23 protein-coding genes and 2 tRNA genes are annotated in these 25246 nt (G+C 69.9%); 16 read left to right on the top strand and 9 right to left on the bottom strand.

All coding sequences use genetic code 11. The features are described from left to right. Window positions 1–70 precede the first annotated feature (70 nt). The gene (locus tag AC1RN5_RS02240; RefSeq protein WP_493039645.1) at window positions 71–646 is read right to left on the bottom strand and encodes a thermonuclease family protein; all 576 of its coding nucleotides are present in this window, start codon (window positions 644–646) and stop codon (window positions 71–73) included. 182 nt (window positions 647–828) lie between these two features. On the opposite strand from AC1RN5_RS02240, the gene AC1RN5_RS02235 reads away from it, so the two are divergent. From AC1RN5_RS02235 to AC1RN5_RS02220, 4 genes are all read left to right on the top strand, one after another. Continuing rightward, the gene (locus tag AC1RN5_RS02235; RefSeq protein ID WP_493039644.1) at window positions 829–1449 is read left to right on the top strand and encodes a TetR/AcrR family transcriptional regulator; all 621 of its coding nucleotides are present in this window, start codon (window positions 829–831) and stop codon (window positions 1447–1449) included. Beyond that, window positions 1446–2417 (top strand): HlyD family secretion protein, encoded by a 972-nt coding sequence (locus tag AC1RN5_RS02230; protein ID WP_493039643.1) that lies wholly within the window; start codon window positions 1446–1448, stop codon window positions 2415–2417. The genes AC1RN5_RS02235 and AC1RN5_RS02230 overlap by 4 nt, the downstream gene beginning before the upstream one ends. Beyond that, entirely contained in the window at window positions 2414–3331 is a 918-nt protein-coding gene (locus AC1RN5_RS02225; RefSeq protein WP_493039642.1) for an ABC transporter ATP-binding protein, read from the top strand. The genes AC1RN5_RS02230 and AC1RN5_RS02225 overlap by 4 nt, the downstream gene beginning before the upstream one ends. Before the next feature lie 104 nt (window positions 3332–3435). Continuing rightward, entirely contained in the window at window positions 3436–4536 is a 1101-nt protein-coding gene (locus AC1RN5_RS02220) for an ABC transporter permease (protein ID WP_493039641.1), read from the top strand. Here the strand turns inward: AC1RN5_RS02220 and AC1RN5_RS02215 are convergent. Together AC1RN5_RS02215 and AC1RN5_RS02210 are read right to left on the bottom strand one after the other, a co-directional pair. Next, window positions 4536–4604: transfer RNA gene (locus AC1RN5_RS02215), tRNA-OTHER, on the bottom strand. The two genes, AC1RN5_RS02220 and AC1RN5_RS02215, sit on opposite strands and share 1 nt — an antisense overlap. A gap of 33 nt (window positions 4605–4637) precedes the next feature. Further along, window positions 4638–6359 carry a hypothetical protein gene (locus AC1RN5_RS02210; RefSeq protein ID WP_493039640.1) on the bottom strand — a complete coding sequence of 574 codons (1722 nt, stop codon included), beginning with the start codon at window positions 6357–6359 and terminating at the stop codon, window positions 4638–4640. Window positions 6360–6463: 104 nt separating this feature from the next. Here AC1RN5_RS02210 and AC1RN5_RS02205 point away from each other — a divergent pair, with 104 nt between their 5' ends. Together AC1RN5_RS02205 and AC1RN5_RS02200 are read left to right on the top strand one after the other, a co-directional pair. Beyond that, window positions 6464–8989, top strand: coding sequence for a helicase-related protein (locus AC1RN5_RS02205; RefSeq protein ID WP_493039639.1), 2526 nt, complete (start codon window positions 6464–6466; stop codon window positions 8987–8989). Next, window positions 8986–9261, top strand: a complete 276-nt coding sequence (locus AC1RN5_RS02200) for a S4 domain-containing protein (RefSeq protein WP_493039638.1) — start codon at window positions 8986–8988, stop codon at window positions 9259–9261. Before AC1RN5_RS02205 ends, AC1RN5_RS02200 begins: the two co-directional genes overlap by 4 nt. Here the strand turns inward: AC1RN5_RS02200 and AC1RN5_RS02195 are convergent. Further along, the gene (locus AC1RN5_RS02195) at window positions 9258–9953 is read right to left on the bottom strand and encodes a hypothetical protein (protein WP_493039637.1); all 696 of its coding nucleotides are present in this window, start codon (window positions 9951–9953) and stop codon (window positions 9258–9260) included. The genes AC1RN5_RS02200 and AC1RN5_RS02195 overlap by 4 nt on opposite strands. A gap of 175 nt (window positions 9954–10128) precedes the next feature. Between AC1RN5_RS02195 and mepK the strand changes: the two genes are divergently transcribed. The 4 genes from mepK (at window position 10129) to AC1RN5_RS02175 (ending at window position 14358) form a co-directional block, all read left to right on the top strand. Further along, window positions 10129–10692, top strand: a complete 564-nt coding sequence (mepK, locus tag AC1RN5_RS02190; protein WP_421932825.1) for a peptidoglycan L,D-endopeptidase MepK — start codon at window positions 10129–10131, stop codon at window positions 10690–10692. 77 nt (window positions 10693–10769) lie between these two features. Next, window positions 10770–13130, top strand: a complete 2361-nt coding sequence (locus tag AC1RN5_RS02185; protein ID WP_493039636.1) for a penicillin acylase family protein — start codon at window positions 10770–10772, stop codon at window positions 13128–13130. Between the two features lie 95 nt (window positions 13131–13225). Next, window positions 13226–13567: a ferredoxin FdxA gene (gene fdxA / locus AC1RN5_RS02180; protein WP_421932827.1), complete on the top strand. Its 342-nt coding sequence runs from the start codon at window positions 13226–13228 to the stop codon at window positions 13565–13567. Between the two features lie 281 nt (window positions 13568–13848). Further along, entirely contained in the window at window positions 13849–14358 is a 510-nt protein-coding gene (locus AC1RN5_RS02175) for a CarD family transcriptional regulator (RefSeq protein WP_493039635.1), read from the top strand. A 59-nt stretch (window positions 14359–14417) separates the two neighbouring features. On the opposite strand, the gene AC1RN5_RS02170 is transcribed toward AC1RN5_RS02175, so the two are convergent. Further along, window positions 14418–14801, bottom strand: coding sequence for a nuclear transport factor 2 family protein (locus AC1RN5_RS02170; RefSeq protein WP_493039634.1), 384 nt, complete (start codon window positions 14799–14801; stop codon window positions 14418–14420). Next, the gene (locus tag AC1RN5_RS02165; protein WP_493039633.1) at window positions 14798–15628 is read right to left on the bottom strand and encodes an enoyl-CoA hydratase-related protein; all 831 of its coding nucleotides are present in this window, start codon (window positions 15626–15628) and stop codon (window positions 14798–14800) included. The genes AC1RN5_RS02170 and AC1RN5_RS02165 overlap by 4 nt, the downstream gene beginning before the upstream one ends. 69 nt (window positions 15629–15697) lie before the next feature. On the opposite strand from AC1RN5_RS02165, the gene AC1RN5_RS02160 reads away from it, so the two are divergent. The 3 genes from AC1RN5_RS02160 to AC1RN5_RS02150 all read left to right on the top strand — a co-directional run bounded on the left by AC1RN5_RS02160 (window position 15698) and on the right by AC1RN5_RS02150 (window position 18419). Beyond that, complete coding sequence (locus AC1RN5_RS02160) at window positions 15698–16540, top strand: alpha/beta hydrolase family protein (RefSeq protein ID WP_493039632.1); 843 nt, start codon at window positions 15698–15700, stop codon at window positions 16538–16540. A 71-nt stretch (window positions 16541–16611) separates the two neighbouring features. Next, a complete protein-coding gene (locus AC1RN5_RS02155) occupies window positions 16612–17226 on the top strand; it encodes a glutathione S-transferase family protein (protein WP_493039631.1) in 615 nt (204 codons plus the stop codon). 251 nt (window positions 17227–17477) lie between these two features. Next, entirely contained in the window at window positions 17478–18419 is a 942-nt protein-coding gene (locus AC1RN5_RS02150) for a hypothetical protein (RefSeq protein ID WP_493039630.1), read from the top strand. A gap of 14 nt (window positions 18420–18433) precedes the next feature. On the opposite strand, the gene AC1RN5_RS02145 is transcribed toward AC1RN5_RS02150, so the two are convergent. Beyond that, window positions 18434–19735: a dicarboxylate/amino acid:cation symporter gene (locus tag AC1RN5_RS02145; RefSeq protein ID WP_493039629.1), complete on the bottom strand. Its 1302-nt coding sequence runs from the start codon at window positions 19733–19735 to the stop codon at window positions 18434–18436. Window positions 19736–19788: 53 nt separating this feature from the next. Between AC1RN5_RS02145 and AC1RN5_RS02140 the strand changes: the two genes are divergently transcribed. Together AC1RN5_RS02140 and AC1RN5_RS02135 are read left to right on the top strand one after the other, a co-directional pair. Continuing rightward, window positions 19789–19865: transfer RNA gene (locus AC1RN5_RS02140), tRNA-Arg, on the top strand. A 432-nt stretch (window positions 19866–20297) separates the two neighbouring features. Continuing rightward, window positions 20298–22283 (top strand): calcium-binding protein, encoded by a 1986-nt coding sequence (locus AC1RN5_RS02135; protein ID WP_493039628.1) that lies wholly within the window; start codon window positions 20298–20300, stop codon window positions 22281–22283. A gap of 36 nt (window positions 22284–22319) precedes the next feature. On the opposite strand, the gene AC1RN5_RS02130 is transcribed toward AC1RN5_RS02135, so the two are convergent. Beyond that, window positions 22320–23510: an acyl-CoA dehydrogenase family protein gene (locus tag AC1RN5_RS02130; protein WP_493039627.1), complete on the bottom strand. Its 1191-nt coding sequence runs from the start codon at window positions 23508–23510 to the stop codon at window positions 22320–22322. A gap of 148 nt (window positions 23511–23658) precedes the next feature. On the opposite strand from AC1RN5_RS02130, the gene AC1RN5_RS02125 reads away from it, so the two are divergent. Further along, window positions 23659–24546 carry a TetR/AcrR family transcriptional regulator gene (locus AC1RN5_RS02125; RefSeq protein ID WP_493039626.1) on the top strand — a complete coding sequence of 296 codons (888 nt, stop codon included), beginning with the start codon at window positions 23659–23661 and terminating at the stop codon, window positions 24544–24546. On the opposite strand, the gene AC1RN5_RS02120 is transcribed toward AC1RN5_RS02125, so the two are convergent. Next, window positions 24496–25113, bottom strand: coding sequence for a TetR/AcrR family transcriptional regulator (locus tag AC1RN5_RS02120; protein ID WP_493041464.1), 618 nt, complete (start codon window positions 25111–25113; stop codon window positions 24496–24498). The genes AC1RN5_RS02125 and AC1RN5_RS02120 overlap by 51 nt on opposite strands. Between the last annotated feature and the right edge of the window lie 133 nt (window positions 25114–25246).

Raw genomic sequence — 25246 nt, 5'->3', positions numbered from 1 at the left:
TGAGCGCCCCGCTCGCCTCACGGTGGCATGGGCCGGCGCGACGGCCAAGCCGTCCAGGGAGAGCCGGGGCTCAGAAGAACGGGCTGAGGGGCTCGCCGTCCTCGTTGGAGAGCATCAGGCTGGCGACGTCCGGCGACAGGGCGGGGAGTTGCTCGGCGCTGACCCAGGCCATGAAGCGCGGATTGGCCACCGGTCCGGTGTCGAAGCCGGGGCCGCCGGCCAGACGGAAATCGGCCGGACCGCACCAGTCCCAGGCCCGTTCGCCCTTGCGCGCCGCAACGCCGGCGAAGACCAGGGCGTCCCCCAGGTCGCGGCTCTCGTTGAGAGTCACGCGGGCCAGGGTGCGGCCGTAGCGGTCATGGCCCTCGCGCACGAGCTCGATGCGGGCGGCATGGCTCACCAGGTCCTGCGCCTTGGCGGCGGCCTGGACCCCCAGGGCGCCCTCGCCCCAGCAGCGGGCCTCCGGCGGCAGTTCCGGGGCGTCGACATTGGCCAGGCGCACCCCCTCGCCGTCCACCACCAGGGTGTCCCCGTCCAGCACGCGCACGACCGCGTGCGCCCGCGCGTCATGCGGGGGCGAGCCGGGAACGGCGGAGCAGCCGCAGAGGCACGCTGCGGCGAGCAGGATGAGGTGGCGCATGAACATTGGAATGGGGCTCCCCGCCCCGGACGGGCTTCATAGGCCTTCGCGCGGGCCGAGCCAGCCCCCCCGCAACGCTAGATCGGTCTTTTCACGGACAGTGAGGCCTGGGCGCTACAGGGTGAAGCTTGCCATACCTGCGGACCGGGCATATTGATAACTGACCAGTCAGTTATTAGTGGGCATCCATGCTCCCCGCCGGCCAGCCCAAGTTCCGCCGCCGCAAGGCCGACCGCCCCGACGAGATCATCGCCGCGGCCTTCGAGGTGTTCGCGCAGAAGGGGTTCGCCGCCGCGCGGCTGGACGACATCGCCGCCCGGGCGGGGGTCTCCAAGGGGGCGATCTATCTCTACTTCGCCACCAAGGAGGACATCTTCCGCGCCGTGGTGGACCAGGGGGTGGCCCCCAACCTGGCCCACATCCAGGCCCTGGCCGGCGCGCCCAACTTTCCCGACACCCTGCGCGGCGCCGTGGGCCTGATCGCCCACCTGGCCGGCGCCACGCCGCTCGGGGGGATCGTGAAGATGGTCATCGGCGAGGCCCGGAACTTCCCGGAGCTGGCCCGGGTCTGGCACGACCGGCTGATCGTCCCGGCCCTGGGGGGCCTGACCGCCGCCATCGCCGCGGCCCAGGCGCGCGGCGAGATCCGCCCCGGCGACCCGCGCCACTACGCCGTCTCCCTGATCTCGCCCCTGCTGGTGGGGGTGATCTGGCGCGAGACCTTCCTGCCTATCGGGGCCGAGCCCTTCGACCTGCCGGCCCTGGCCACCCAACACGTCGAGACCCTGCTGCGGGGAATGGTCCCATGAAACAACGCCTCCTCGTCATCGTCCTGCTGCTGGCCGCCGCGGCCATGGTCGGCGCGCTGTTCCTGGTCCCGCGCCTGAACCGCACGGCCGTCCTCTCGGGCTATGTGGAGGGCGAGCCGCTCTATCTGGCCGCCCCGGTCTCGGGCGCCGTGGCCGAGATCCGGGTCCAGCGCGGCGACCGGGTGAAGGCCGGGGACCGCCTCTTCGTGGTCGACCCCAAGCAGCTCACCGCCCAGCGCGCCCAGGCCCAGGCCGAGGTGGGCGCCGCCGAGGCCCAGGCGCAGGACGCCCGCAAGGGGCTGCGCCCCCTCGAACTGGCCGTCTATGACGCCAATATCGCCGCCGCGGAGGCGAGGGCCCGCGACGCCGCGGCCGACATGCGCCGGGTCCAGCCCCTGGTGCGCAAGGGCATCTATGCGCCCGCCCGCCTGGACGATGTGCGCGCCGCCCTGCAGACCGCCAACGCCCAGCTCGTCGCCGCCCGCCGCCAGCGGGACGCCGCGGCCCTGGGCGCCCGCGAGGGCCAGGTCCAGGCCGCCGACAGCCGCGTGGCCCAGGCCCTGGCCGGCCTCTCGGCCGCCGACGCCCGCCTCTCCGATCTCGCCCCCGTCGCCCCGTCCGACGCGCGGGTGGAGGAGGTCTTCTTCCAGCAGGGCGAATGGGCCAGCGCCAACCAGCCCATCCTGTCCCTGCTACCCGACGACCGCATCAAGCTGCGCTTCTTCGTGCCCGAGCGTAATCTCTCGGCCTATCGCATCGGCGCGACGGTCCGCTTCGCCTGCGACGGCTGCGCCAAGGGCATGACCGCCAAGATCACCTTCGTCAGCCCCCGCCCGGAGTTCACCCCGCCGGTCATCTACAGCCGCGAGGCCCGCGACCGCCTGGTCTACATGGTGGAGGCCCGCCCCTCCGCGCGGCTCAATCCCGGCCAGCCGGTGGACGTGACGCCCCTGGGAGCGGCCCGGTGAACCTGGCCATCGACGTCCACGGCCTGAACAAGAGCTTCGGCGACAAGCGCGTCGTCCAGGACGTCTCCATCCAGGTGGAGCATGGCCGGATCTGCGGCTTCCTGGGCCCCAACGGCTCGGGAAAGACCACCACCCTGCGCATGCTCTGCGGCCTGCTCACCCCCGACAGCGGCCAGGGCACGTGCCTGGGCCTGGACATCATCGGGGAGGCGAACGCCATCAAGCGCCAGACCGGCTACATGACCCAGAAGTTCTCGCTCTACGAGGACCTGACCCTGGAGGAGAACCTGATGTTCTCCGCCCGGGTCCATGAGCTGGACCATCGCAAGGAGCGGGTGATCCACGCCCTGGAGCGCCTGGGCCTGCTGGAGCGGCGCGGCCAGCTGGCCGGGACGCTGTCGGGCGGCTGGAAGCAGCGGCTGGCCCTGGCCACCGCCACCCTGCACGAGCCCAAGCTGCTGCTGCTGGACGAACCCACGGCCGGGGTCGATCCCAAGGCCCGCCGCACCTTCTGGGACGAGATCCACGCGCTCTCCGCCGAGGGCCTGACCGTGCTGGTCTCCACCCACTACATGGACGAGGCCGAGCGCTGTCACGAGATCGCCTATATCGCCTATGGCAAGCTGATCGCCCGCGGCACGGCCGACGAGGTGGTCGCCCGCTCCAACCTGGTGACCTTCAACGGCGAAGGGCCGGGGATCGACCGGCTGTCGGGGGAACTGGCCGCCCGCCCCGGGGTGGAGATGGCCGCCCCCTTCGGCGCCGCCCTGCACGTCAGCGGCTCCGACCGCGCCGCCCTGGAGGCCGCCATCGCCCCCTATCGCCGCGCGCCGTTCCGCTGGACCGAGGTCGACCCCACCCTGGAGGACGTCTTCATCCAGCTGATGGAAGGGGCGGAGGACAACTTCCGATGACCCTTCTTCGCCGAGGCTCCGAAGGGCGAGCCCCCCAGCAAGGACCTGTCCTGCGAAGCGCCCCGAGGCGCGAAGCAGGATTCTCCACGACCCGGGTCTGGGCGGTGCTGATCAAGGAGTTCAAGCAGCTCACCCGCGACCGCCTGACCTACGCCATGATCCTGGCCCTGCCGGTGATCCAGCTGCTGCTGTTCGGCTACGCCATCAACTCCGAGCCCCGCCACCTGCCCACGGCCGTCCTGGTGCAGGAGGACAGCGTCTTCGCCCGCTCGATCCTGTCGTCCTTGCGCAACAGCGCCTATTTCGACCTCACGGCCCAGGCCCGCACGCCGGCCGAGCTGGACGAGATGATCCGCCGCGGCGACGTCCAGTTCGCCATCACCATCCCCGGCGACTTCACCCGCCGGGTGGCCCGCGGCGACAAGGCCCAGATCCTGGTGGAGGCCGACGCCACCGACCCCTCGGCCACCGGCGGCGCGGTGGCCGCCCTCGCCGCCCTGCCCGCCCAGGCGCTCGCCGCTGACCTGAAGGGCGCCCTGGCGCCCAGGGGCCGGTCCCAGCCGGCCTTCGAGGTCGTGGTCCACCGCCGCTACAATCCCGAGGCGGTCACCGCCTACAACATCGTGCCGGGCCTGCTGGGAGTGATCCTCTCCATGACGCTGGTCATGATGACCTCGCTGAGCGTCACCCGCGAGACCGAGCGCGGCACCATGGAAAGCCTGCTGGCCACGCCTGTCGAACCGATTGAGGTGATGATCGGAAAACTGGCCCCCTATGTCCTGGTGGGGGTGGCCCAGGCGGTGATCATCCTGGTCATCGCCAAGCTGCTGTTCCACGTGCCGATGATGGGGGGCTGGATCGGCCTGACCCTGGGGGTCACCCTGTTCATCGTGGGCTCCCTGGCGCTCGGCTTTCTCATCTCCACGGCGGCGCGGTCGCAGCTGCAGGCCATGCAGATGAGCTTCTTCTACATCATGCCCTCGATCCTGCTCTCGGGCTTCATGTTCCCCTTCCGGGGCATGCCTGCCTGGGCCCAGGCCATTGGCCAGGCCATCCCGGTCACCCACTTCCTGCGGGTGGTCCGCGGCGCCCTGCTGAAGGGCCAGAGCCTCACCGACATGTGGCGCGAACTGCTGGCCCTGTTGGCCTTCGTCTGCGTGGTCACGGCGCTGGCCATGGCCCGGTATCGGCGGACCCTTGATTAGGGTGCGGGCGGGATTCGAACCCGCATCTCCGCCATAAGCGACGGATATCTTCCCCTAGAACACCGCACTTGCTGCGAAGGTGAGACGACGCCCCGCTGCCGTCAAGGTTGTTTCCAGGGGATGTCGGCCGAACTCAGCCATCGCGCGCCCCAGCGCGAGAGTTCAGCCCGTCGTCCCGCCAGCACCGCATGCAGCGCCCCCACATGCCGACGCCAAACGACAGAGCGGCGCTCCATATCCTTAGGCGGCAGCTGCTCCTCCGCCAGGGCTAGGACCTCGCCCAACAGGTCTGGGTTTCTCGCTCGGACGGCAAGTCCCGCCGCCAGGTCGAACAACCGGATCGTTGACCTTCCAGAGATTGAAAGGGCTCCGACATAAGCCAATACAAACCGAGCACCGGCGTATGCGGCCTCGACCTTGTCGGCGTATTTCGTGACCTCAACCAGGGCGTGGGCTTCGATTGCGGCGACGCGACGAGGGCCGTTGAAAACGGCGAGGTGAGGTCGCGCCTCCAGTGACTTCCACGAGCTCACCTTAAGACCATCAGCGAGTCCCCTCACCTGCTGGTCGCGCTCCACGAAGTGATACCGCTCGGACTTCGGATTCAGCAGGAAGCTCAGAGCCGGCGCCGCCACCTTCTTTCTCAGCTTCCGGCGCTTGCTGTAGCGCGTCGTCTCGCGCCAGACCATGTCGGTCAGGCGCCGGTCCAACGGCAGGGACAGCCTTCGGACCGCCCAGACCGCCGGAACAGCGACCGCTCCGGCGATCAGGCCGCCCAGCAGCTCGCGACGCGCCTTGAGACCCACCGGCGCGGTCCCTGGCTTCGGCGCGTGTGGCGAGGAGATGGCATAGGCCGCTCCCCACACCGCGACGCCAACCGGCAGGAAGGTGAGCGCCCACGTGAGCACATCCCCCAGGCGGCTGCGGAAGGTTTGGAACGGTGCCTCCGAGACCCGGGCAAAGATCGAGTGGGCCTCGTGACCCAGCAAGGCCACTTCGAGCGTCACCAGTAGGAACAGAAGCGCGAAGACCGTGAGGCCGATGGACCAGGCCAGCTGGTTCCGGTCTTCGAAGGCCGCTCGGATCATGACCGCCGGCTTGGTCTGCCAAACGAACGGTAGGGTCCAGAGCGGCGGCGGATCAGCCTTGGTCGTGACCGGCGCCTCCGCCGCCTTCGCCAGGGCCCGGTAGAAGGCGTCCCGCTGCCGTCCGGCCTGGAACATCAGTAGTGCCGAGCCCAGCAGCCAGGCCGCGGTCAGCAGGGCGAGCGGCAGTTTCATCGAGAAGCCCAGCAGCGAGAAGTCCGCCCGCTCCCGCAGCTTATCGCCCAGGCTCTTGCGCAGCTTGCCGATGGCGGACGAGGAATCCTCAACTTCCTCCAGTGTCACCACGCCCGAACTGGTTGCCGCCGACTTGGTCGCCTTGGACCGGAGTTGAGCGTCGAAGTCAGCCGCGTCCTCACCATCCCGAACGGGCGCCTGCGCCCCGGAGGGTGGGGGCACGATCAGGCGATAGGTTCGGGGCCGCTCGGCCTTCAGGCCCGCGATCTTGCCGATCACCTTGTCGGGCGGCGGCCTGGGCAGGGGAACCGGCGGGGGCCTGTGGCCGTCGCGCCGATTGATCTTGCCGTAGACCTGATCCAGGACGACGTATCGGATCCAATCGGGACTGATGGTGGAAAAGTTCATCTCCACGGCCGTCACATAGATCAGCAGCAGGGCGACAAAGCCGCCTGTGATGTAGGTCCCGGCGCTCTTGAACCGTTCGGTCAGCTGGGCGCCGAAGATCTCCGGCTCCCCCCCGGCCTGTTCAATCTCAGCCATTGACGCCCCCCAGCCTCAACCGTTCCGAGCATGCGGCATCATGAGGAGGCCGGCAAGTCACGGCGCCGCTTGCCGACCGCCGATTCCCACCCCAACTTGAAGCCATGAGTCACCGCCCGACCGGCGCGCCGCCGCCCCGCCTCGTGGCGGTGCTGGGGCCGACAAACACCGGCAAGACCCACCTCGCCGTCGAGCGGATGCTGGGCCACGCCTCGGGGATGATCGGCCTGCCGCTGCGGCTGCTGGCGCGCGAGATCTACGACCGCATCGTCAAGGCCCGCGGCGCGCGCTGCGTGGCCCTGATCACCGGCGAGGAGAAGATCGTCCCGCCGCGTGCCGTCTATTTCGTCTGCACCGTCGAGGCCATGCCGCTCAGCCGCGAGGTTGAGTTCCTGGCGGTGGACGAGATCCAGCTCTGCGCCGATCCCGAGCGCGGCCACGTCTTCACCCACCGCCTGCTGCACGCGCGCGGCGCCTACGAGACCATGCTGATGGGCGCCGGCACCATGGCGCCCCTGATCCGCCGGCTGCTGCCGCATGCCGAGATCGTCACCCGCGAGCGGTTCTCCAGCCTGACCTATGCGGGACCCAAGAAGCTCACCCGCCTGCCCCGCCGCTCGGCGGTCGTCGCCTTCTCCGCCGACCAGGTCTACGCCATCGCCGAGCTGATCCGCCGCCAGCGGGGCGGGGCCGCCGTGGTGATGGGCTCCCTCAGCCCCCGCACCCGCAACGCCCAGGTCGCCCTCTACCAGTCCGGGGAAGTCGACTTCCTGGTGGCCACCGACGCCATCGGCATGGGCCTGAACATGGACGTCGACCACGTGGCCTTCGCCGGTCTGCGCAAGTTCGACGGCAAGCGCACCCGCTATCTGCATCCCCAGGAGGTGGGTCAGATCGCCGGCCGCGCCGGGCGCTTCCGCACCGATGGCACCTTCGGGGTCACCGGCGAGTGCGAGGACATGGACGCCGATCTGGTGGAGGCCGTTCAGGAGCACCGCTTCCAGCCGGTGGCCGCCGCCGAGTGGCGCAACGCCAAGCTCGACTTCACCTCGCTCCCCAGCCTGATGTCCTCCCTGGCCGCGCCCCCCACCTTCGATGTCCTGAAGGCCTCGGCCGAGAGCCTGGACGAGATCACCCTGCGCCAACTGGCGGGCGACCCCGACATCGCCGACCGCTGCCGCGACCGGCCCTCCCTGATGCGGCTGTGGGATGTCTGCCAGACCCCGGACTTCCGCAAGCAGAGCCACGAGGAGCACCTGCGGCTGACACGGGAGTTCTTCCACCACCTCACCCGCGGGACCCGCCGGATTCCCGAGGACTGGATCGCCGGCCAGTACCGCCACCTGGACCGCACCGACGGGGAGATCGACACCCTGTCGGCCCGCCTGGCCAGCGTCCGGACCCTGGCCTACGTCGCCAACCGCCCCGACTGGCTGGCCGACGCCGGCGCCTGGCAGGCCAAGACCCGGGTGCTGGAGGACAAGCTCTCCGACACCCTGCACGAGAAGCTGATGGCCCGCTTCGTGGACCGCCGGACCAGCGCCCTGATGCGCGGCCTGCGCGTGCACGAGGACATGCTGGCGGGGGTCGCCGAGGACGGCACGGTCACCGTCGAGGGCCACTATGTCGGCAAGCTCCAGGGCGTCACCTTCGAGGCCGAGCACGGGGCCTCGATCATGGAGGAGAAGGCCCTGCGCGCCGCCGCCACCCTGGCGGTGGGGCCGGAGATCGCCAAGCGGCTGGGCCAACTGGCCGGCGAGGCCGACGAGGCCTTCCGCCTGACCCCGGACGGCCTGGTCCTGTGGCGCGGCCAGGCGGCCGGCGCCATCTCCGGCGGCTCGCCCTTTGCGCCGCGCGTGCGGCTGCTGGGGGAGTTGGGCAATCCTGCCGCCCGCGAACGCGCCGCCCGCCGGCTGGAGGCCTTCCTCGCCGCCGAGGCGGTCCGCCGGCTGGGCGCCCTGCGCCGGCTCGAGACCGCCGTGTCGGAGGGCAGGATCAAGGGCCTGGCCCGTGGCCTCGCCTACCGCCTCATCGAGGCCGGGGGGATCCTCGACCGCACCACTGTCCATGCCGAGACCAAGGCGCTGAGCCAAGTCGAACGGCGCATGCTCAAGGGCCTGGGCGTGCGCCTGGGCCACTTCACCCTTTACCTGCCCGCCATGCTGCGGCCTGAGGCCTTGAGCTTCGTCCAGGGGTTCGCCGACCGGGCCTGGCGCCCCCCCACCCAGGCGATCAGCCGCCTGCCGGACCCGCCCCCCGCCGCGACGGCCCTGTCGGCCTTCGGCCTGCGGGCCGTGGGACGGCACGCGGTTCCCGTCGAGACCCTGGAGCGGATGGACGACCTGATGCGGGCCGGCAAGCCCGGCCAGCTCACCGACGCCGACCGCGAGGCCCTGGGCTGGAGCGAGCAGGAGGCCAAGGACATCCTGCGCGCCCTGGGATTCGCCCCCACCACCAAGCCCAAGGCCGGCGAGGCCATGGTCTGGCGCCGCCGGGGCGAGAAGCCCGACCTGCGCCCGAGCGCGCCGTCGCCCAGTTCGCCCTTCTCCGCCTTGGCCGCCCTGAAGGACAAGCCCACCCCCGCCCGCCGTCCGCGCCGCCGCCGCAAAGGCAAGGCCGCCAATCCATGAGCGAGACGGGCTGCCGCGCCGATGTCTGGCTGTGGCGAGCGCGGTTCTTCAAGACCCGCTCGCTGGCCGCCAAGTTCCTGGACGAGGGCAAGGTCCGCCTTACCCGCGCCGGCACCGAGACCCGCATCGACAAGTGCGCGCGCCCCTTGAAGATCGGAGATCAGCTGGTCTTCGCGGTCGGCGGCCGGCTCATCGCCGTGTCGGTGGAGGGCCTGGGGGAACGCCGAGGCCCCCCGGCTGAGGCGCGGGCGCTGTATTCCACGCTGGTCTAGGTCTTCTTCTCCGAGCGCACCGCGTCCCGCAGGGCCACCAGCATCAGCGGGGTCCAGCTCAGGGCCAGCGCCCCGGTCATCAGATAGGCCCGGCTGTTGTCGATGGCCGCGAAGGCCGTGCCGGCCATGGGCAGCAGCAACAGCATGGCCAGGACCGGCCTGGGCGCCCCGCCGGCCATGCAGATCCGCGACAGCAGGAAGGCGTGCAGGGCCAGGCCTGCGAACTTGATCCAGGCGCCGAGGCTGGAACGGAACAGCAGGTCGGCCGAGCCGTCCACCGCCTGGGTGATCTGCAGCAGGGTGACGGTTTCCAGATAGTCGCCGGCCAGGGCGACCAGCGCCACGCCGATGGCGCCCAGGACCAGGGGCTTCTTGAAGCGCCCGCCCAGGAACATCGCCGCGCAGATCGCGAAGGCGGTGTAGGCTGGGATATAGGCCCTCACATCGAGGTGGTTCACCGCGTCCATGGCCGTCACGATCGGCGCCCGGCAGGCGTCGGCGGGCGGGCCGAACACCTTGAGAAGCTGGTGGAGCGTCCGGGCCAGCTCGAAGTCCACCACCTTGCCGGGCGTCCAGCAGGCCCCGGCGGCGGCCACCTGCGGCAGCATCTGGAAAGCCAAGGTGACCGCAAGGGTCGCGACGCCGGTCAGGACGGTGAGCGCCGCCCACAGGCGATGTGATCGGTCTTCCATGGCTTCCCCCCTTGGACGCCGGGGGAGCTTAGCGGCGCCGGCGCGGGCTGTCGCCTGGCCCGGCGGGACCCCACGGCGCAGGTTGCGGCAGGCTGTCGCAGGGGCGGGGCTTGCCTCATTCCAGCCCAAAGGCGATGGCACTGGCGACCGACGACGCAGAGGGGCGACCCGCCACATGACCATCACACTGGGACGGCGCGACCTGATGCGCCTTGGAACTGGCGCCGCCCTGGCCGCCGCCGCGCCGGCCGCCGCCTGGGCCTCCGTCACGCCCTTGCCCGGCGCCCAGGTGCGCCGAGCCGTTCTGCACAATCTGCACACCGGCGACACCTTCAACGAGGTCTATTTCGAAGGCGGCCGCTACGTGCCCCAGGCCCTGGCCCAGGCGATGCGGGTGCTCCGCGACTGGCGTAACGGCGAAGAACACGTGATGGATCCCCGCCTGTTCGACGCCCTGCACGCCATCAACGCCAAGCTCGACACCAACCGGCCCTTCCAGATCATCTCCGGCTACCGCTCGCCCAAGACCAACGCCATGCTGCACGCCCGCAGCTCGGGGGTCGCCTCCCACAGCCAGCACATGCTGGGCAAGGCCGCCGATGTGCGCATCGAGGGCGTCGACCTGCGCAACCTGCAGAAGGCCGCCCTCAGCGTCGCGGCCGGCGGAGTCGGCTTCTATCCGTCCTCCAACTTCGTCCACGTGGACGTGGCGCGGGTTCGCCAGTGGACCGGCGCCTGAGGCCTTCAGGCCCATCGACATAGGCGCGGCCTCCGACTTGCCCTAGCCTCCTCCGTCCGGCCCCGGAGGAAACGCAGATGCCCAAGATTCTCGCCCCCCTGCTCGGGGCTCTGCTCAGCCTCTCCAGCCTGACCGCCCTGGCCGCCCCGGCCCGGGAGACCCGCGGAGTCGCGGGCCTGGCCGCCCCGGCCGAGATCCGTGTCGACACCTGGGGAATCGCCCACATCTATGCCGGAAGCGTCCGCGACGCCTTCTTCCTGCAGGGGTACAACGTCGCCCGCGACCGGCTCTGGCAGATCGACCTGTGGCGCAAGCGCGGGCTGGGCCTGCTCTCCAACGACTTCGGCCCGACCTATGTGGCCCAGGATCGCGCCGCGCGGCTGTTCCTCTATCGCGGCGACATGGCCAAGGAATGGGCGGCCTATGGGCCGGGCGCGGAGGCCAACACCGCCGCCTGGGTGGCCGGCGTCAACGCCTTCGTGGACGAGATCACGGCCGGCAAACGCCCCCTGCCGCTGGAGTTCAGGATCGCCGGCAGCGCGCCGGACCGCTGGTCGCCCGAGGACGTGGTCCGCATCCGCAGCCATGGCCTGACCCGCAACGCGCCCAACGAGGTCGGCCGCGCCCAGATCGCCTGCAAGGCCGGCCTGCCCGCCGCCCGCCTCTACCGCTTCATCGAACCCAAATGGACGACCCAGATCCCCGAGGGCCTCGATCCGTGCGCCATCCCCGCCGACGTCCTGGCCGACTACCAGCTGGCGGGCGCCGGGGTGAAGTTCGCAGGACCGCCGGACCAGCGCGCCGCCCTGGAGGTCCCGCCCGAGGCAGTCGGATCGAACAACTGGACGGTCTCGGGCTCTCGCACCGCCACGGGCCGTCCGATCCTGGCCAACGATCCGCACCGCGAGCACGGGGCGCCCGGCCTGCGCTACATCGTGCACCTGAACGCCCCGGGCTTCTCGGTGATCGGCGCCGGGGAGCCCGCCCTGCCTGGGGTCTCCATCGGCCACAACGACAAGATCGCCTTCGGCCTGACCATCTTCCCCGTCGATCAGGAGGACCTCTACGTCTACGAGACCAAGCCCGGCGATCCGGACCAGTACCGCTATGGCGACGGCTGGGAGGCGATGACCGTGGTCAAGGACGCCATCCCCGTGAAGGGCGAGGCGACGCCACGGCCCGTCGAACTGCGCTTCACCCGCCACGGGCCGGTGCTGAAGGCGGCGGGCGGCAAGGCCTTCGCCATCCGCACGGTGTGGAGCCAGCCGGGGACCTCGGCCTATTTCGGCTCCACCGGCTACATGCAGGCCCAGGACTGGAAGGGCTTCAAGGCCGCCCTCGCCGGTTGGGGGGCGCCCTCCGAGAATCAGGCCTATGCCGACACCTCGGGCCACATCGGCTGGGTGGCCGCCGGCATGGTTCCGGTCCGACCCAACTGGGATGGTCTGCTGCCGGTGCCTGGCGACGGGCGCTATGAGTGGAAGGGCTCTCTCGCGCCCGACCAGCTGCCCAGCCAGGCCGATCCCAAACAGGGCTGGTTCGCCTCGGCCAACCAGATGAACCTGCCCAAGACCTACCCCTACGCCGAGCGCAAGGTCGGGTTCGAGTGGTCGAACGCCGCGCGGTTCTCCCGTATCAGCGAGGTGCTGGCCGCCAAGCCGAAGCTGACCGTGGCCGACGCCATGGCCCTGCAGACTGATCCCTACGACATCACCTCGCGCCGGCTGATCGCCCTGCTGACGCCGCTGACCGCCGACGATCCGCGCCTCGTGAGCGCCCTGGACATGCTGCGCCGCTGGAACCACCGCACGGCGGTCGACAGCCCTGCCGCGGCCCTGTTCGAGGTCTGGACGGGCAAGCACCTGGGCCGCGCCGTGGTCGCGGCCACCACCCCCAAGGAGGCCCGGGCGATCATCGGCAATGGCGACCTGGCCGCGGTCATGGCGTTGCTGGAGCACCCCGACGCCACCCTGCCCGCCGCCGCCCGCGACGCGGTCCTGAAGGCCAGCCTGCTGGCCGCCGCCGACGAACTGTCCGCCCGGCTCGGCCCCGACCCCAAGGGCTGGGCCTGGGGCCGCCTGCACCAAGCCCGATTCGAGCACGCCCTGACGCCCCTGGCCGACGCGGCGCTGGCGCCGAGCCTGGCGGCGGGGCCGACCCCCATGGCCGGAACCAGCCTGTCGCCCATGGCCGCCACCTGGCGGCCTGACGACTTCCGGGTGATCGCGGGGGCCTCGTTCCGCATGGTCCTGGACGTCGGCGCCTGGGACAACAGCGTGACCATCAACACGCCCGGCCAGTCCGGGAATCCGGAGAGCCCGCACTACCGCGACCTGTTCCCGAAATGGGTGAAGGGCGACTACGTGCCCCTGCTCTATTCGCGGCCCGCCGTGGAGGCGGCCACCGAAACCGTGATCTCGCTGACGCCGGCGCCGTGACCTATCGCCCCTGACAGATATCCTGGGGCGCGGCGGCATTGACAATCGGGAGCGTGACCGGGAAAACCCGCGCTCTAGATCTGCCGGAGTTCCCAGTGACCTACATCGTCACCGACGCCTGTATCAAATGTAAGTTCATGGACTGCGTGGAGGTGTGTCCGGTGGACTGCTTCTACGAGGGCGAGAACTTCCTGGCGATCAATCCGGACGAGTGCATCGACTGCGGCGTCTGCGAACCCGAGTGCCCGGTGGACGCCATCAAGCCGGACACCGAGGACGAGCCCGACTCCAAGTGGCTGAAGATCAACACCGACTACGCCAAGATCTGGCCCAACATCACGGTGAAGGGCGAGCCTCCGGCCGACGCCGAGGCCTTCGAGCGCGAGACCGGGAAGTTCGAGAAGTACTTCAGCGAGAAGCCCGGCCGCGGCTCCTGAGGCTCCCCTGCGCCCGGGGCGCAAGCCTTTCTTTCGGCTGATTTTTATGTTACAGTCTTAATCGACGTGGGGATCGGCTTTTGCGCCTGCCACGTCGTTTCTGAAGAAGAGCCGTCCCCGGCCGTATGCGCCTCGAAGAGGCGAAGGGTGTCTTAGAGGTCTATTCCGTTCTCATGAATGTTGTTCGCCGCGCGATTTCGCGGAGGGACTTCTTTCGCTTTGAGCTCTCGGAAAACCTGGATGCGCCGGTGGGATTGGACGAGGTCGAAAGGACTTAGCTGATGAGCAAGACTGGTCTGGATTTCGGGGTTGGCGATCACGTCGTCTATCCGGCCCACGGGGTGGGTCAGGTGCAGGGGATCGAGACTCAGGAAGTGGCCGGCTATTCGCTCGAAGTCTACGTCATCACCTTCGACCATGAGAAAATGACCCTGCGCGTCCCGACCGCCAAGGCCCGCACCGCGGGCCTGCGTTCGCTGGCCGAGGGCAATGTCGTCAGCCAGGCGCTGATCACCCTGAAGGGCCGCGCCCGCGTGAAGCGCACCATGTGGTCGCGCCGCGCCCAGGAATACGAAGCCAAGATCAATTCCGGCGACCTGATCTCCATCGCCGAGGTCGTCCGCGACCTGCACCGCGCCGAGAACCAGCCGGAACAGTCCTATTCCGAACGCCAGCTCTATGAGTCGGCGCTCGACCGCATGGCCCGCGAGGTCGCCGCCATCGAACGCATCGACCGCGACGCCGCCATCGGCATCCTCAACAAGAACCTGATCAAGGCCGTCGCCGCCTAAGGCGCCGATTTCCGCAGATCTTCGAGACGCCCGGCCCGAAACGGCCGGGCGTTTTCGTGTCAGGCCGCCCGCGACCAGGCCGCCACCTGAGCGCTGTCGAAATACTCGTCGAGCCGGGTGATCTTCCCGTCCGCCACCGCGCAGACGATGCAGGCGGTGAGCTCCACGGGCAGGCCGTCGCGGCGCTTGGCTATCAGCCGATGTTGCTGAACAAAGCCGCCCGGATAGGCCGTCAGGCGGCGCTCGGCGTAGCGGCGCTCGGGAATCTGGCGGATGAAGTTCTCCAGCACCGCCAGGTTCTCCGCCGGGGTGATCGTCAGGCCATCGGTGTTGTGCCAGATGGCGGCGTCGGCGGCGTAGCAGTCGCCCACCGTGACGATGTCGCCGGCCTCGATGGCGTCGAAGAAGCGCGCCGCCAGGGCCTCGATCCCCGGCAGGGTCACTTGCTGTCCTCGCCGGTGCGATAGTCGCCGAAGGTCTTGTCCCGCGCGGTCAGGGCCTGGGTCACCCCCTGGCGCATCTGGGCCATGTACTCGCGGCTGGCCGGGGTGTGCCAGCCGAGCGCGTGGAGGTCGGTCCCGGCCCGAAGACCGGCCCGCAGGCCCATGGCCTCCATCTGCCGGTGGACCAGGCGCTTGTTGAGCTGGGCCAGCTCCGGGTCGACCTTGGCGATGCGCTCGGCCATGGCCAGGGTCGCGGCCTCCAGCGCGTCGGCCGGATGGGCGCGGTTGGCGAAGCCGAGGCGGACGGCCTCCAGCCCGCTGACCGAGTCGCCGGTGAGCATCAGCTCCATGGCCGCGCGCATGCCCATGAACCAGGCGTGGTACTGGTTGTCCGGCGGGCTCATGGTGCGTACCGCCGGGTAGCCGATCTGGGCGTCCTCGGCGACATAGACCAGGTCGCAGGCCACCGCGAGTTCCGAGCCGCCGGCCAGGCACCAGCCGTGGACCTGGGCGATCACCGGCTTGGCCAGGTCCCAGATGCGGAAGCAGCCTTCCACGACGTGGCGGGCCCACTGTCCCTGTCCGCCGGCGGTGTAGTAGGGCAGCTCGCCCAGCCCGGCGAGGTCGTAGCCCGAAGAGAAGCAGGTCCCGGCGCCGCGCAGGATCATCACGCGGACCTCCGGATCGCGGTCACCCGCCTCCAGGGCCTGGAAGATCTCGCCGCGCAGGGCGTTGGAGAGCGCGTTGCGCTTGGCGGGGCGGTTGAGGGTGATGCGCCGGACATGGGGGACGGGATCGTCGGTGAGCAGGATGGGGTCGTCGGCCATGGTCTCTCTCCCTGGATCGTGTTTTCGGGCATCCTCACCCCCTGACGTCGCGGCGGGCAAGGAGCGAGCGTGGAGACCAGGACGCCCATCAGTTTCAGCGACCTGCTGGCCCGGCCGCGGGAAAAGGCCGACGCGAGGACCTCCTACGGCCCCCTGCCCCTGCAGTTCGGCGAGCTGTGGCTGCCCGGGGGTCCCGGCCCCCATCCGGTGGTGGCGATGATCCACGGCGGCTGCTGGCGCGCCGACCTGCCGGGCCTGGAGCTGATGGACGACATCTCGGCCGACCTGCGGGGGGCGGGCGTCGCGGTCTGGAACATCGAATACCGGCGGATCGGACATGACGGCGGCGGCTATCCCGGGACCTTCCAGGACACCGCCCGTGCCATCGACCACCTGCGCAGCCTGGCGCCCATCTTCCACCTGGACCTGGCGCGCGTGGTCACCGTCGGACACTCGGCCGGCGGGCATCTGGCGGTCTGGGCGGCGGGCCGCTCCGGCCTGCCGGCCTCCAATCCGCTGCGCGGCAAGCGTCCGCTGAAGATCCGCGCCGTCGTCAGCCTGGCCGGCATCGTCGACCTGGCCGGCTACCGGGAGACCGGCCCCGACGCCTGCGGCGGCCCGTCCACCATCGACGCCATCACCGGCGCCGCCGACCGCGCCGGCCAGGACGTCTTCGCCGACACCTCACCCATGGCCATGGCTCCGATCGGCGTCCCGCAGACCGTGGTGTCGGGGGACCTCGACCCCATCGTCCCCACGCGGTTTGGCCACGCCTATGGCGCGCGGGCGGCGGGGCTGGGGGACACCGTGGCGATCTACGACATGCCCGGGGCCGGCCATTTCGAGCTGATAGACTCCACCTCCGAGGCCTGGCCTGTCATCCGGGCGCAGATCCAGGCGAGCCTGGATTGACGTGGCGTCCGGCTTGACGCCGCGGCCTCCCCCCGAAAAGGTCGCGCCAACGACTTAAGGGAGCGACGCGCATGAAACTCTACGACTCGATGGGACCCAACCCGCACGTGGTGCGCATGTTCATCGCCGAGAAGGGCATGAACATCCCGACCCAGACCGTCGACCTGATGGGGGGCGAGAACCGCAAGCCGCCCTATACCGAGCAGGTCAACACCGCCGGCCAGATCCCGGCCCTGGAACTCGATAACGGCCACAAGGTCTGCGAAATCCTGCCGATCTGCGAGTATCTGGAGGAGATTCAGCCCAATCCGCCGCTGATCGGGACCAATGCCGAGGAGCGGGCCGAGACCCGCATGTGGACCCGCCGCATCGACCTCAACATCTGCGAGCCCATGGCCAATGGCTTCCGCGCCTCCGAGGGCCGCCGGCTCTTCGAGAGCCGCATGAAGCTGGTGGGCGCGGAAGGCGCGGCCGACCTGAAGGCCATCGCCAAGGACCGCCTGCTCTGGCTGGACGGCCAGATGAAGGGCGACTTCGTCTGCGGCGGCCGCTTCACCCTTGCTGACATTCTGCTCTACGGCTTCCTGACCTTCGGGGCGACGGTGGGCCAGCCGGTCCCCGACGAGGCCAAGTGGGTGAAGGGCTGGATGGAGCGGGTCAAGGCCCGCCCCAGCGCCGCCGCCTAGGCCCTCGCCGTTTCGGATGGACTCATCTGAGACGGCAAGAAGGGTCCAGATGGGAGACCTAGGAGCACGTGGGCGGCGGGACCGGTATCGACCCCCGCCTGACGTGCTCTAACGGGCCGCAACGCCGCCCGGTCGGCCGCGGCGCGACGGCGCCAGGTTGTTCACCAAAACCGGCTAAGACACCGACCTGGTCGCCGAAGGGCCGCTTGGGAGCGGGTGGGCAACATGCGAGATCCGGCGGGAGGGTCATCGTGAACCGACGCCTGGTGGGTCAATTCTCCTCGGACTACGTGCTGCGCTGGATCCGCCTGGCGACCGCCCTGTTCGGCGACATCACCACGACGATCATCTTCGCCACCATCACCCAGGCCAACACCGCCTATCTGGATCAGCGGCCCGACGGGACCCGAGACTGGGGGACGCTGGACAAGCCCGCGCCGGACAACCTGCGGCGTCCCATCACCGCCCATGCCGCCGCCGCGGCCCTCGGCCTTCCCCGCGAGACCCTGCGGCGCAAGCTCAACGGCTTGAAGGCCAAGGGGTATGTTGACGAGACTCCCGATGGGGTCATCATCCGCGCCGAGGTGATGCTGCAGGCGCCGGTGGTGGCCACCGTGATCGCCAACACCGACCTGGCCCGCGACTTCTGCCTGAGGCTGCAGCGTGCGGGGATTGTCCCCATCGACCGGACGGGCGGCGGCGACCTGGAGGAGCCGCTGCACCGCGCCATCGGACGGGCCACCAACACCTTCTGCCTGCGCTTCCTTGAGAACGTGATGGCGCTGTCGGGGGGCGACCTGATGCTCGGCCTGACCGCCTGCGCCCTGGAGGCGGCCAATATCCGTGGCCTCGCGGAATCTGCCACCGAACTGGTGGGTCCGATCCGCTCCATTCCCGACGGCGTGCGCGAGCCGATCACCGCCAGCTCCCTGGCCAGGGAGCTGAACCTGCCGCGGGAGACCGCCCGGCGGCACCTGCACCGCCTGATCGCGCTCGGCGTCTGCCGGGCCGTGCCCGGGGGCTTCATCTTCACCGAGGCGCGGCTCGATTCAGATCGGATCGCCGCCAGCCTGGGCCGCACCGCGGCCAATGTCCGGCACCTGCACGCCACCTTGATCGGCGCGGGCGTCATGCTGCCGACGCAGGGCGAGCCCCTCCGCGCACGGCTGGAGCCCGCGCTCACGAGGTTCTAACCGGCCGGCGCGTCCTAGTCGGCGGCCGCCGGGGTGGGTTCGATGGTCATGGCGCGCGGCCCCTGCGCCAGTTCCCGCGCCAGGACCTCCCGGTCGAGGTCGCCGTCCCAGCGGGCGACCACCAGGGTCGCGACGCCGTTGCCCACCAGGTTGGTGAGCGCCCGGCACTCGCTCATGAACCGGTCCACCCCCACCAACAGGGCCAGGGCGGCGATCGGGATGTCGGGGATCACCGCCAGGGTGGCGGCGAGCGTGATGAAGCCCGCCCCGGTGACGCCGCTGGCGCCCTTGGAGGTCAGCATGGCCACCCCCAACAGGGTCAGCTCCTGGGTGAGCGTGATGTGCGTGTTGGTGGCCTGGGCCAGGAACAGGGTGGCGAGCGTCATGTAGATGTTGGTGCCGTCGAGGTTGAAGCTGTAGCCCGTGGGGATCACCAGCCCGGCCGTGGTCTTGCCCGCCCCCAGCCGCTGCATCTTGTCGATCATCTGCGGCAGGACCGATTCCGAGGAGGAGGTGCCCAGCACGATCAGCAGTTCCTCGCGGATATAGGCCAGGAACTTCAGGATCGAGAAGCCGGAGAGCCAGGCGATCAGGCCCAGCACCACCAGCACGAAGAGCAGGCTGGTGAGGTAGAAGGTCCCTACCAGGGCCGCCAGCTTCACCAGGGCCGCCACGCCGTACTTGCCGATGGTGAAGCCCATGGCTCCGAAGGCGCCGATGGGCGCCAGGCGCACCACCACCTGGATGATCGAGAAGAACACCTTGGAGATCTCCTCCAGGGCGCCGGCCACCTTGTCGCCGAAGGCGCCCATCCGCGTGCAGGCCAGGCCGGTGATCACGGCGATCACCAGGACCTGCAGCAACTGGCCCTCGGCGAAGGCGCCGAAGAAGGTGTCGGGGATCAGGTTGAGCAGGTACTCGGCCAGGCCGGGGGTGTGGTGGGCCTTCTCCAGATAGTCCGCGGCGATCTTGGGATCGAGGGTGGCGGGGTCGACGTTGAAGCCGCGGCCGGGCTGGATGACCTTGCCCACCACCAGGCCGATCACCAGGGCGAAGGTGGAGACGATCTCGAAATAGATGAGGGTCTTGGCGCCCAGGCGGCCGAAGGCCTTGAGATCGCTCATCCGCGCCATGCCGGCGGCGATGGTGCAGAAGATCACCGGGGCGATGGCCATCTTGATCAGCTTGATGAAGCCGTCCCCCAGGGGCTTGAGCGCCACGCCGACATCCGGCCAGAGCCAGCCCACCAGGACGCCCAGGGCGATGCCGATCAGCACCTGCACATAGAGCACCCGAAAATAGCGTAGAGCCCCCATGCGCTTCTCCCCTTTCGCCGCTAGGCGGCGGTGCGCTATCACCCCACCGGTCAGGCCCGGTAGCTCAGCAGGATAGAGCAGCGCTTTCCTAAAGCGAAGGTCAGGGGTTCGAGTCCCTTCCGGGCCGCCAGACAGTCAGGGCAGATCGTCTCTTCGGGGCCGTAGTCCCTGAAGCCCTGGAAACCAGCGGGCTTGCGGCGGACCAATCCGTCACCCGCCCCCGTCTCCGAAACTCGCGAAGGTCGTCCCGTCGCGGCGACGCGAAGGGTTACGCGGAAGGGGCTCGAGGGCTGAGCCAGACAGTCGGCGCCGCGGGACCCGAGGAGTCGGAGCCGGCAATCCGGAGTTGTGACCACCAATATAGAGTTGATTGCGGGCGGATCAGGGGTGGCTTTTTCTGACACGGTTCCTTGTAATATTAACTAATATTCCCGCCAGGCGCGTAAATCATAGGTAACGCGGATTATCGTTTTGAATAACGACGAGCTGTCTCTAGTCACTTGCCCCACGTATTCGCGTAACGACCCGCATGCGGGCCGATCTACTAAGGGGCAAATTCACTATGAGCGAACTGATCACCAACGGCGGGTTCAGCACCGGCACATTCGCGGGCTGGACTGCGGGCAGCAACCAAGTCAGTCCGTATCAGGCCTCGTTCGGCGGGAGCGGCAATGCTCAGATCGCCTATTCCGATTCAGGCGCGCCGGCCTGGTTCATGCGTAACGTCGCCGGCGGCGCCGCCACGCCGATCACCGGCTATACGGCCTTCAACGGCTTCGACGGCAGCCCCGGCAGGTTCACCCTGAGCCAGACCCTTCACATCGATGAGACGGTGTCCTCGGCGGTCCTGAAGTTCGATTACGCGTCCACCACCAGCTATAGCGGCGCGGTCCGCACCTTTGACGTCCTGCTCACCCAGGGCGGGACGACTGTGGCCAACTTCTATCACTTTGCGGCGCCGTTCAGTGACTCGGCCTGGAGCCCCGTCACCCATGTGTCCCTGGACATCCGCGCGGCCCTGAACGCGCTCAGCGCGGGCGACTACACCCTGACCTTCGTCGAGGTCATCCCCGCCAACTTCACCGGTCCGGGAGCGTTCGGTCTGGACAACATCTCGCTCGACGCCACCTTCGCCCCCACCAACGTGGCGCCCGTCGCGGTCGCCGACGCCTTCGCGGCGACCGAGGACGGCGGGGCTGTGACCTTGAACGTGCTCGCCAACGACACCGACGCCAACGTGGGCGACGCCAAGACCCTGGTCTCGGTCAACACCGCCGGCGCGACCGGGTCGGCGACAGCCAACGCCGACGGCACCGTGACCTACGACGCCGGCGCCAACTTCCAGTCGCTGAAGGCCGGCGACACGGCCACCGACACCTTCAGCTACACCATGAAGGACAGCGCGGGCCTGACCAGCACGACGACCGTCACCATGACGGTCACCGGCGCGAATGACGGCGTCGTCGCCGTGGCCGACAGCGGCGCGGCGGTCGAGGACGGGGCGGCGGTGACGCTGGACGTCCTGACCAACGACACCGACGTCGACGCCGGCGACACCAAGACCCTGGTCTCGATCGACGCCAGCGGCGCCTTGGGATCGGTGACGGCCAACGCCGACGGCTCCGTGAGCTACGCCACGGGGTCGGCCTTCCAAAGCCTGAAGGCCGGCGCCACGGCCACCGACACCTTCAGCTACACGCTCCGCGATTCCGCCGGCGCCGAGAGCACGGCCTCGGTGACCATGACGGTCACCGGCGTGAACGACGGGCCGGTCGCCGTGGCCGACGCCGGCTCGGTTTCGGAGGACCAGTCGGTGACCCTGAATGTCCTGGCCAACGACACCGATGTCGACGCCGGCGACGTGAAGACCCTGGTCTCCGTCTCGTCCACCGCCAGCGGGGCCAGCGTCGCCATCGTCGACGGCAAGGTGGTCTACACCGCCGACGCCGACAGCCAGGACCTGCTGACCGCGGGCCAGACCGCTTCCGACAGCTTCACCTATGTGATGGCCGACTCCGCGGGTGCGACCAGCACCGCGACGGTCAGCCTGACCGTCGGCGGCGTCGCCAACGGGGCCGATGTCATCGGCACGGTGAAGTCCGACGTCCTGTCGGGCACGGAGGCCGATGAGCGCATCGAGGGCGGCAATGGCGACGATACCGTCAATGGCGCCGGCGGGGCCGACAGCCTCAGCGGCGGCAACGGCGGCGACAAGCTGTACGGCGGGGCGGGCATCGACCAGCTCTCCGGCGAGAACGGCTCCGACACCCTCGACGGCGGGGCCGGCAATGACCTGCTGACCGGTGGGAACGGCCCGGACCGCTTCGTCTTCAGCGCCGGCTTCGGCAACGATACGATCACCGACTTCAAGGCGCAGAACGACACCATCCAGATCGACCACAACCTGGTGGGCGGCTTCGGCGATCTGCTGAGCCACGCCTCCCAGGTGGGGAGCTCGGTGGTGATCGCGCTCGACGCCGCCCACTCGATCACGCTGCAGGGCGTAAACCTGTCGAGCCTGAGCAACGGCGACTTCGTCTTCTCCTGATGACGGCGGAGGGCGGCCTCGCCGCCGCCCTCCCGCTCACTTCGGGTCCGGAAGACCGAGGATTCGCTTGGCGATGATGTTGTTCTGGATCTCGTAGGAGCCGGCGAAGATGGTGTTGGCCTTGCCCGACAGCCACTCGCGGACATAGGCGAGTTCGGCCGGGTCGGAGGCCTCGCCCTCCCAGCCGAGACCCTGGCCCATCGCCTCCACCAGCAGTTCGGACCGCTCCTGGACCAGGAGCGAAGACACATTCTTGAGGATCGAGGTGGCCGCGTTCGGGCCGCCACCGCCTGCCTCGACGATGGACCTCTGCAGGGTCAGGTTGAAGGCCTTGCGGTCCATCAGATGCCGGGTGAGCCGGCTGCGGTAGTCGGAATCGGCGATCCGCCCGCGGGCGTCGCGTCCCAGATGCTCGGCGGCAACCGCCTCGATGGCGCGCTGCTCGGTGGCGCGGGCCGGGGCGTCCTCGTTGCGCTGCCGCTCGTACTGCAGCAGGCGCTTGCCGACCGTCCAGCCGCCGTTCAGGGGGCCCACCAGGTTGGCCTTGGGAACCTCCACGTCGGTGAAGAAGGTCTCGCAGAAGGGTGAGCGGCCGGAGATCAACTGGATCGGATTCACCCGCACGCCCGGCGAGCGCATGTCGATCAGCAGGAAGGATATGCCGTCGTGCTTGCGAGTCGGGTCGGTGCGGACCAGGCAGAAGCACCAGTCGGCGTACTGCGCCCCGCTGGTCCACAGCTTCTGGCCATTGACCAGGAAGTGGTCGCCGCGGTCCTCGGCGCGGGTCTGCAGGGAGGCGAGGTCGGAGCCCGCATTGGGCTCGGAATAGCCCTGGCACCAGCGGGTCTCGCCGCGAACGATCGGCGGAATGTGCTGCTGCTTCTGCGCCTCCGTCCCGTATTCCAGCAGGGTGGGGCCCAGCATGCGGACCCCCATGCCCCAGCCGATCGGGTTCCAGGCGCCCGCCCGCCGGATCTCCTCGCGCAGCACCCGCGCCTGCGCCGGCGTCAGGCCGCCGCCGCCATAGGCGCTAGGCCAGGTGGGCGTGCCCCAGCCCTTGCCGCACAGGGCCCGCTTCCAGTCGGCGAGGTCTTGCCCGCCCTGATCGGCCGCCTCCATCTGGGCCTGCCTTCCGGCCAGGGTCCTGGGGAAGTTGGCGTCCAGCCAGGCCCGCGCCTCGGCGCGGAAGGTCTCCAAGGAGGCGAGGGGCGAGGGGGCGGCCGGCATGGGATCGAGCCTTTCGGGCGGCGGGTCGGACCCCCGGACTACCAATTAGTGCGAACGTCAGCAACAGCCTGTGTCGCGGCGTCTCCGCGGCGTTATGAAAGAGCGAGCGCGGCGGTTATGGTGCGGCCGTTGGCCCCGGTCTGGAAACATGCGCCCCTCGCCCCCCACTGAGCTCACCCGCCCGCAGCTCTTCCAGCGTCTGTGGCGCGAGCCCCTCTCGTCGGTGGCGGCGGACCTGGGGCTGAGCGCCAGCGGCCTGGCGAAACTCTGCGACCGGACCGCGATCCCCTATCCGACCCGGGGCCACTGGGCGAAGGCGCGGGCCGGCCGCGCCGCCCCCGCCCCCGACCTGCCCCCCGCGCCGGCCGGGGTGAGCCACCAGATCCTCATCACGCCCGGCCAACCCATGGCGCGCCGCGCCCCCGTGCGCCTGTCGCCGGAGGATCGCCGCCAGCAGCTGCTGGAGGTCGCCGCCCGGATCATCGTGCAGGACGGCCTGCATGCCCTGACCATCAAGCGGGTCGCCCGGGAGGCGGGGCTCACCGCGCCGCGCGCCTACCACTTCTTCCCCACCGTCGATGACCTGATGGCGGCCCTGGCTCGCCGGGAGCTGGAGGCCATCCGGGCGGCCCGAACCCACCGCATCAACACCGCCGAGCGGCCGGCCGAACGCCTGCGCCTCTCCACCGTGACCTATCTGCGCCAGGTGGCCGAGCGGGGGGTCCTGCTGCAGACCCTGCAGAACGCGCCGGGCGTGCGGCGCGCCCTGCGCGGCGAGCAGCGCGCGATCCGGGCCGACAACACCAACCTGGTCGCCAGCCGCTTCAGCGAAAGTCACCACATCCCCGCCGACGTCGCGCGGGCGGCGACGACGGTGCTCACCAGCGCGGTGCTCCGCACCGGCCGCATCCTGGCGCGCGGACGTCTGGATCTGGCGCTGGCTGAGATCCTGGCGGCCGAGATCGTCGAAACGGGCAATCGCAGGCTAGCGGCCCGCTTCCAGGCTCCGCCGGCCGGCGACGTCGAGGACGCCTAGGACCAGTTCGCGGCACAACAGGGCGCCGCGCTCCAGGTCGAGCTCCCCCTGGAAGGCCAGGCGCCCGCATTCCTCCGGCATGGTCATGCCGATGCTGACGCAGGCGATGGCCTCCCGCAGGTCCAGGCCCAAGGCGTCGCGCGCCTTGCGCGCCAGGCGCCGCGCCACCCGCGCCCGGACGGCGGCGGCGCGGGGCGAGACATGCCCCGCCATGAAGCGGTCCCGCAGGATGACCTGGATGAGGGGCCCCGTCCGGGCCACATGGCGATAATAGACCTCGGCCACGTCCCCCGCCGCCGACGCCAGGTCCGGCGCCTCGGCCGCGGCCTCCAGGGTCCCGGCGACCTGATCCAGGGCGCGTTCCAGCAGGGCGTTGTAGAGGTCATGGCGCTCGGGGAAATAGCGATAGACCAGCGCCTTGCTGACCTTCGCCGCCTGGGCCAATTCCTCGACGGCGATCGGCAGGACGCCTTGCTCCAGGATCCGCTCGGCGGCGACATCCAGCAGGAGCTCCCGACGTTCCCGCGGCGGCAGCCGAAGACCCCTTCGCGGTCGCCTCGAGGTCACGGCCAAGGGCGCGTCCGCCGAACTGTCGAGTGATCGCTCATGGGTCCGCCGTTCCGATTCGACCGTCGAACCGCAGTCTAGCGCCACCGGGGCCGATGAGGCGCCCGGTTCCGGACGCCTCCCGGCGCCGCGA

The sequence above is a fragment of the Phenylobacterium sp. GW821-FHT12F10 genome, assembly GCF_058806695.1.
The sequence above is the reverse complement of the archived record's forward strand: the minus strand, read 5'-3'. Positions and strand labels throughout refer to the sequence as shown.

What these genes read in the sequence shown, in the direction of transcription:
- AC1RN5_RS02130 (WP_493039627.1), bottom strand. Translation starts at nt 23,510, where the DNA reads ATGCCGGCCGCCCCCTCGCCCCTCGCCTCCTTGGAGACCTTCCGCGCC.
- AC1RN5_RS02145 (WP_493039629.1), bottom strand. Translation starts at nt 19,735, where the DNA reads ATGGGGGCTCTACGCTATTTTCGGGTGCTCTATGTGCAGGTGCTGATC.
- AC1RN5_RS02205 (WP_493039639.1), top strand. Translation starts at nt 6,464, where the DNA reads ATGAGTCACCGCCCGACCGGCGCGCCGCCGCCCCGCCTCGTGGCGGTG.
- AC1RN5_RS02200 (WP_493039638.1), top strand. Translation starts at nt 8,986, where the DNA reads ATGAGCGAGACGGGCTGCCGCGCCGATGTCTGGCTGTGGCGAGCGCGG.
- AC1RN5_RS02235 (WP_493039644.1), top strand. Translation starts at nt 829, where the DNA reads ATGCTCCCCGCCGGCCAGCCCAAGTTCCGCCGCCGCAAGGCCGACCGC.
- mepK (WP_421932825.1), top strand. Translation starts at nt 10,129, where the DNA reads ATGACCATCACACTGGGACGGCGCGACCTGATGCGCCTTGGAACTGGC.
- AC1RN5_RS02165 (WP_493039633.1), bottom strand. Translation starts at nt 15,628, where the DNA reads ATGGCCGACGACCCCATCCTGCTCACCGACGATCCCGTCCCCCATGTC.
- AC1RN5_RS02125 (WP_493039626.1), top strand. Translation starts at nt 23,659, where the DNA reads ATGCGCCCCTCGCCCCCCACTGAGCTCACCCGCCCGCAGCTCTTCCAG.
- AC1RN5_RS02185 (WP_493039636.1), top strand. Translation starts at nt 10,770, where the DNA reads ATGCCCAAGATTCTCGCCCCCCTGCTCGGGGCTCTGCTCAGCCTCTCC.
- AC1RN5_RS02135 (WP_493039628.1), top strand. Translation starts at nt 20,298, where the DNA reads ATGAGCGAACTGATCACCAACGGCGGGTTCAGCACCGGCACATTCGCG.
- AC1RN5_RS02195 (WP_493039637.1), bottom strand. Translation starts at nt 9,953, where the DNA reads ATGGAAGACCGATCACATCGCCTGTGGGCGGCGCTCACCGTCCTGACC.
- AC1RN5_RS02175 (WP_493039635.1), top strand. Translation starts at nt 13,849, where the DNA reads ATGAGCAAGACTGGTCTGGATTTCGGGGTTGGCGATCACGTCGTCTAT.
- AC1RN5_RS02240 (WP_493039645.1), bottom strand. Translation starts at nt 646, where the DNA reads ATGTTCATGCGCCACCTCATCCTGCTCGCCGCAGCGTGCCTCTGCGGC.
- AC1RN5_RS02210 (WP_493039640.1), bottom strand. Translation starts at nt 6,359, where the DNA reads ATGGCTGAGATTGAACAGGCCGGGGGGGAGCCGGAGATCTTCGGCGCC.
- AC1RN5_RS02230 (WP_493039643.1), top strand. Translation starts at nt 1,446, where the DNA reads ATGAAACAACGCCTCCTCGTCATCGTCCTGCTGCTGGCCGCCGCGGCC.
- AC1RN5_RS02155 (WP_493039631.1), top strand. Translation starts at nt 16,612, where the DNA reads ATGAAACTCTACGACTCGATGGGACCCAACCCGCACGTGGTGCGCATG.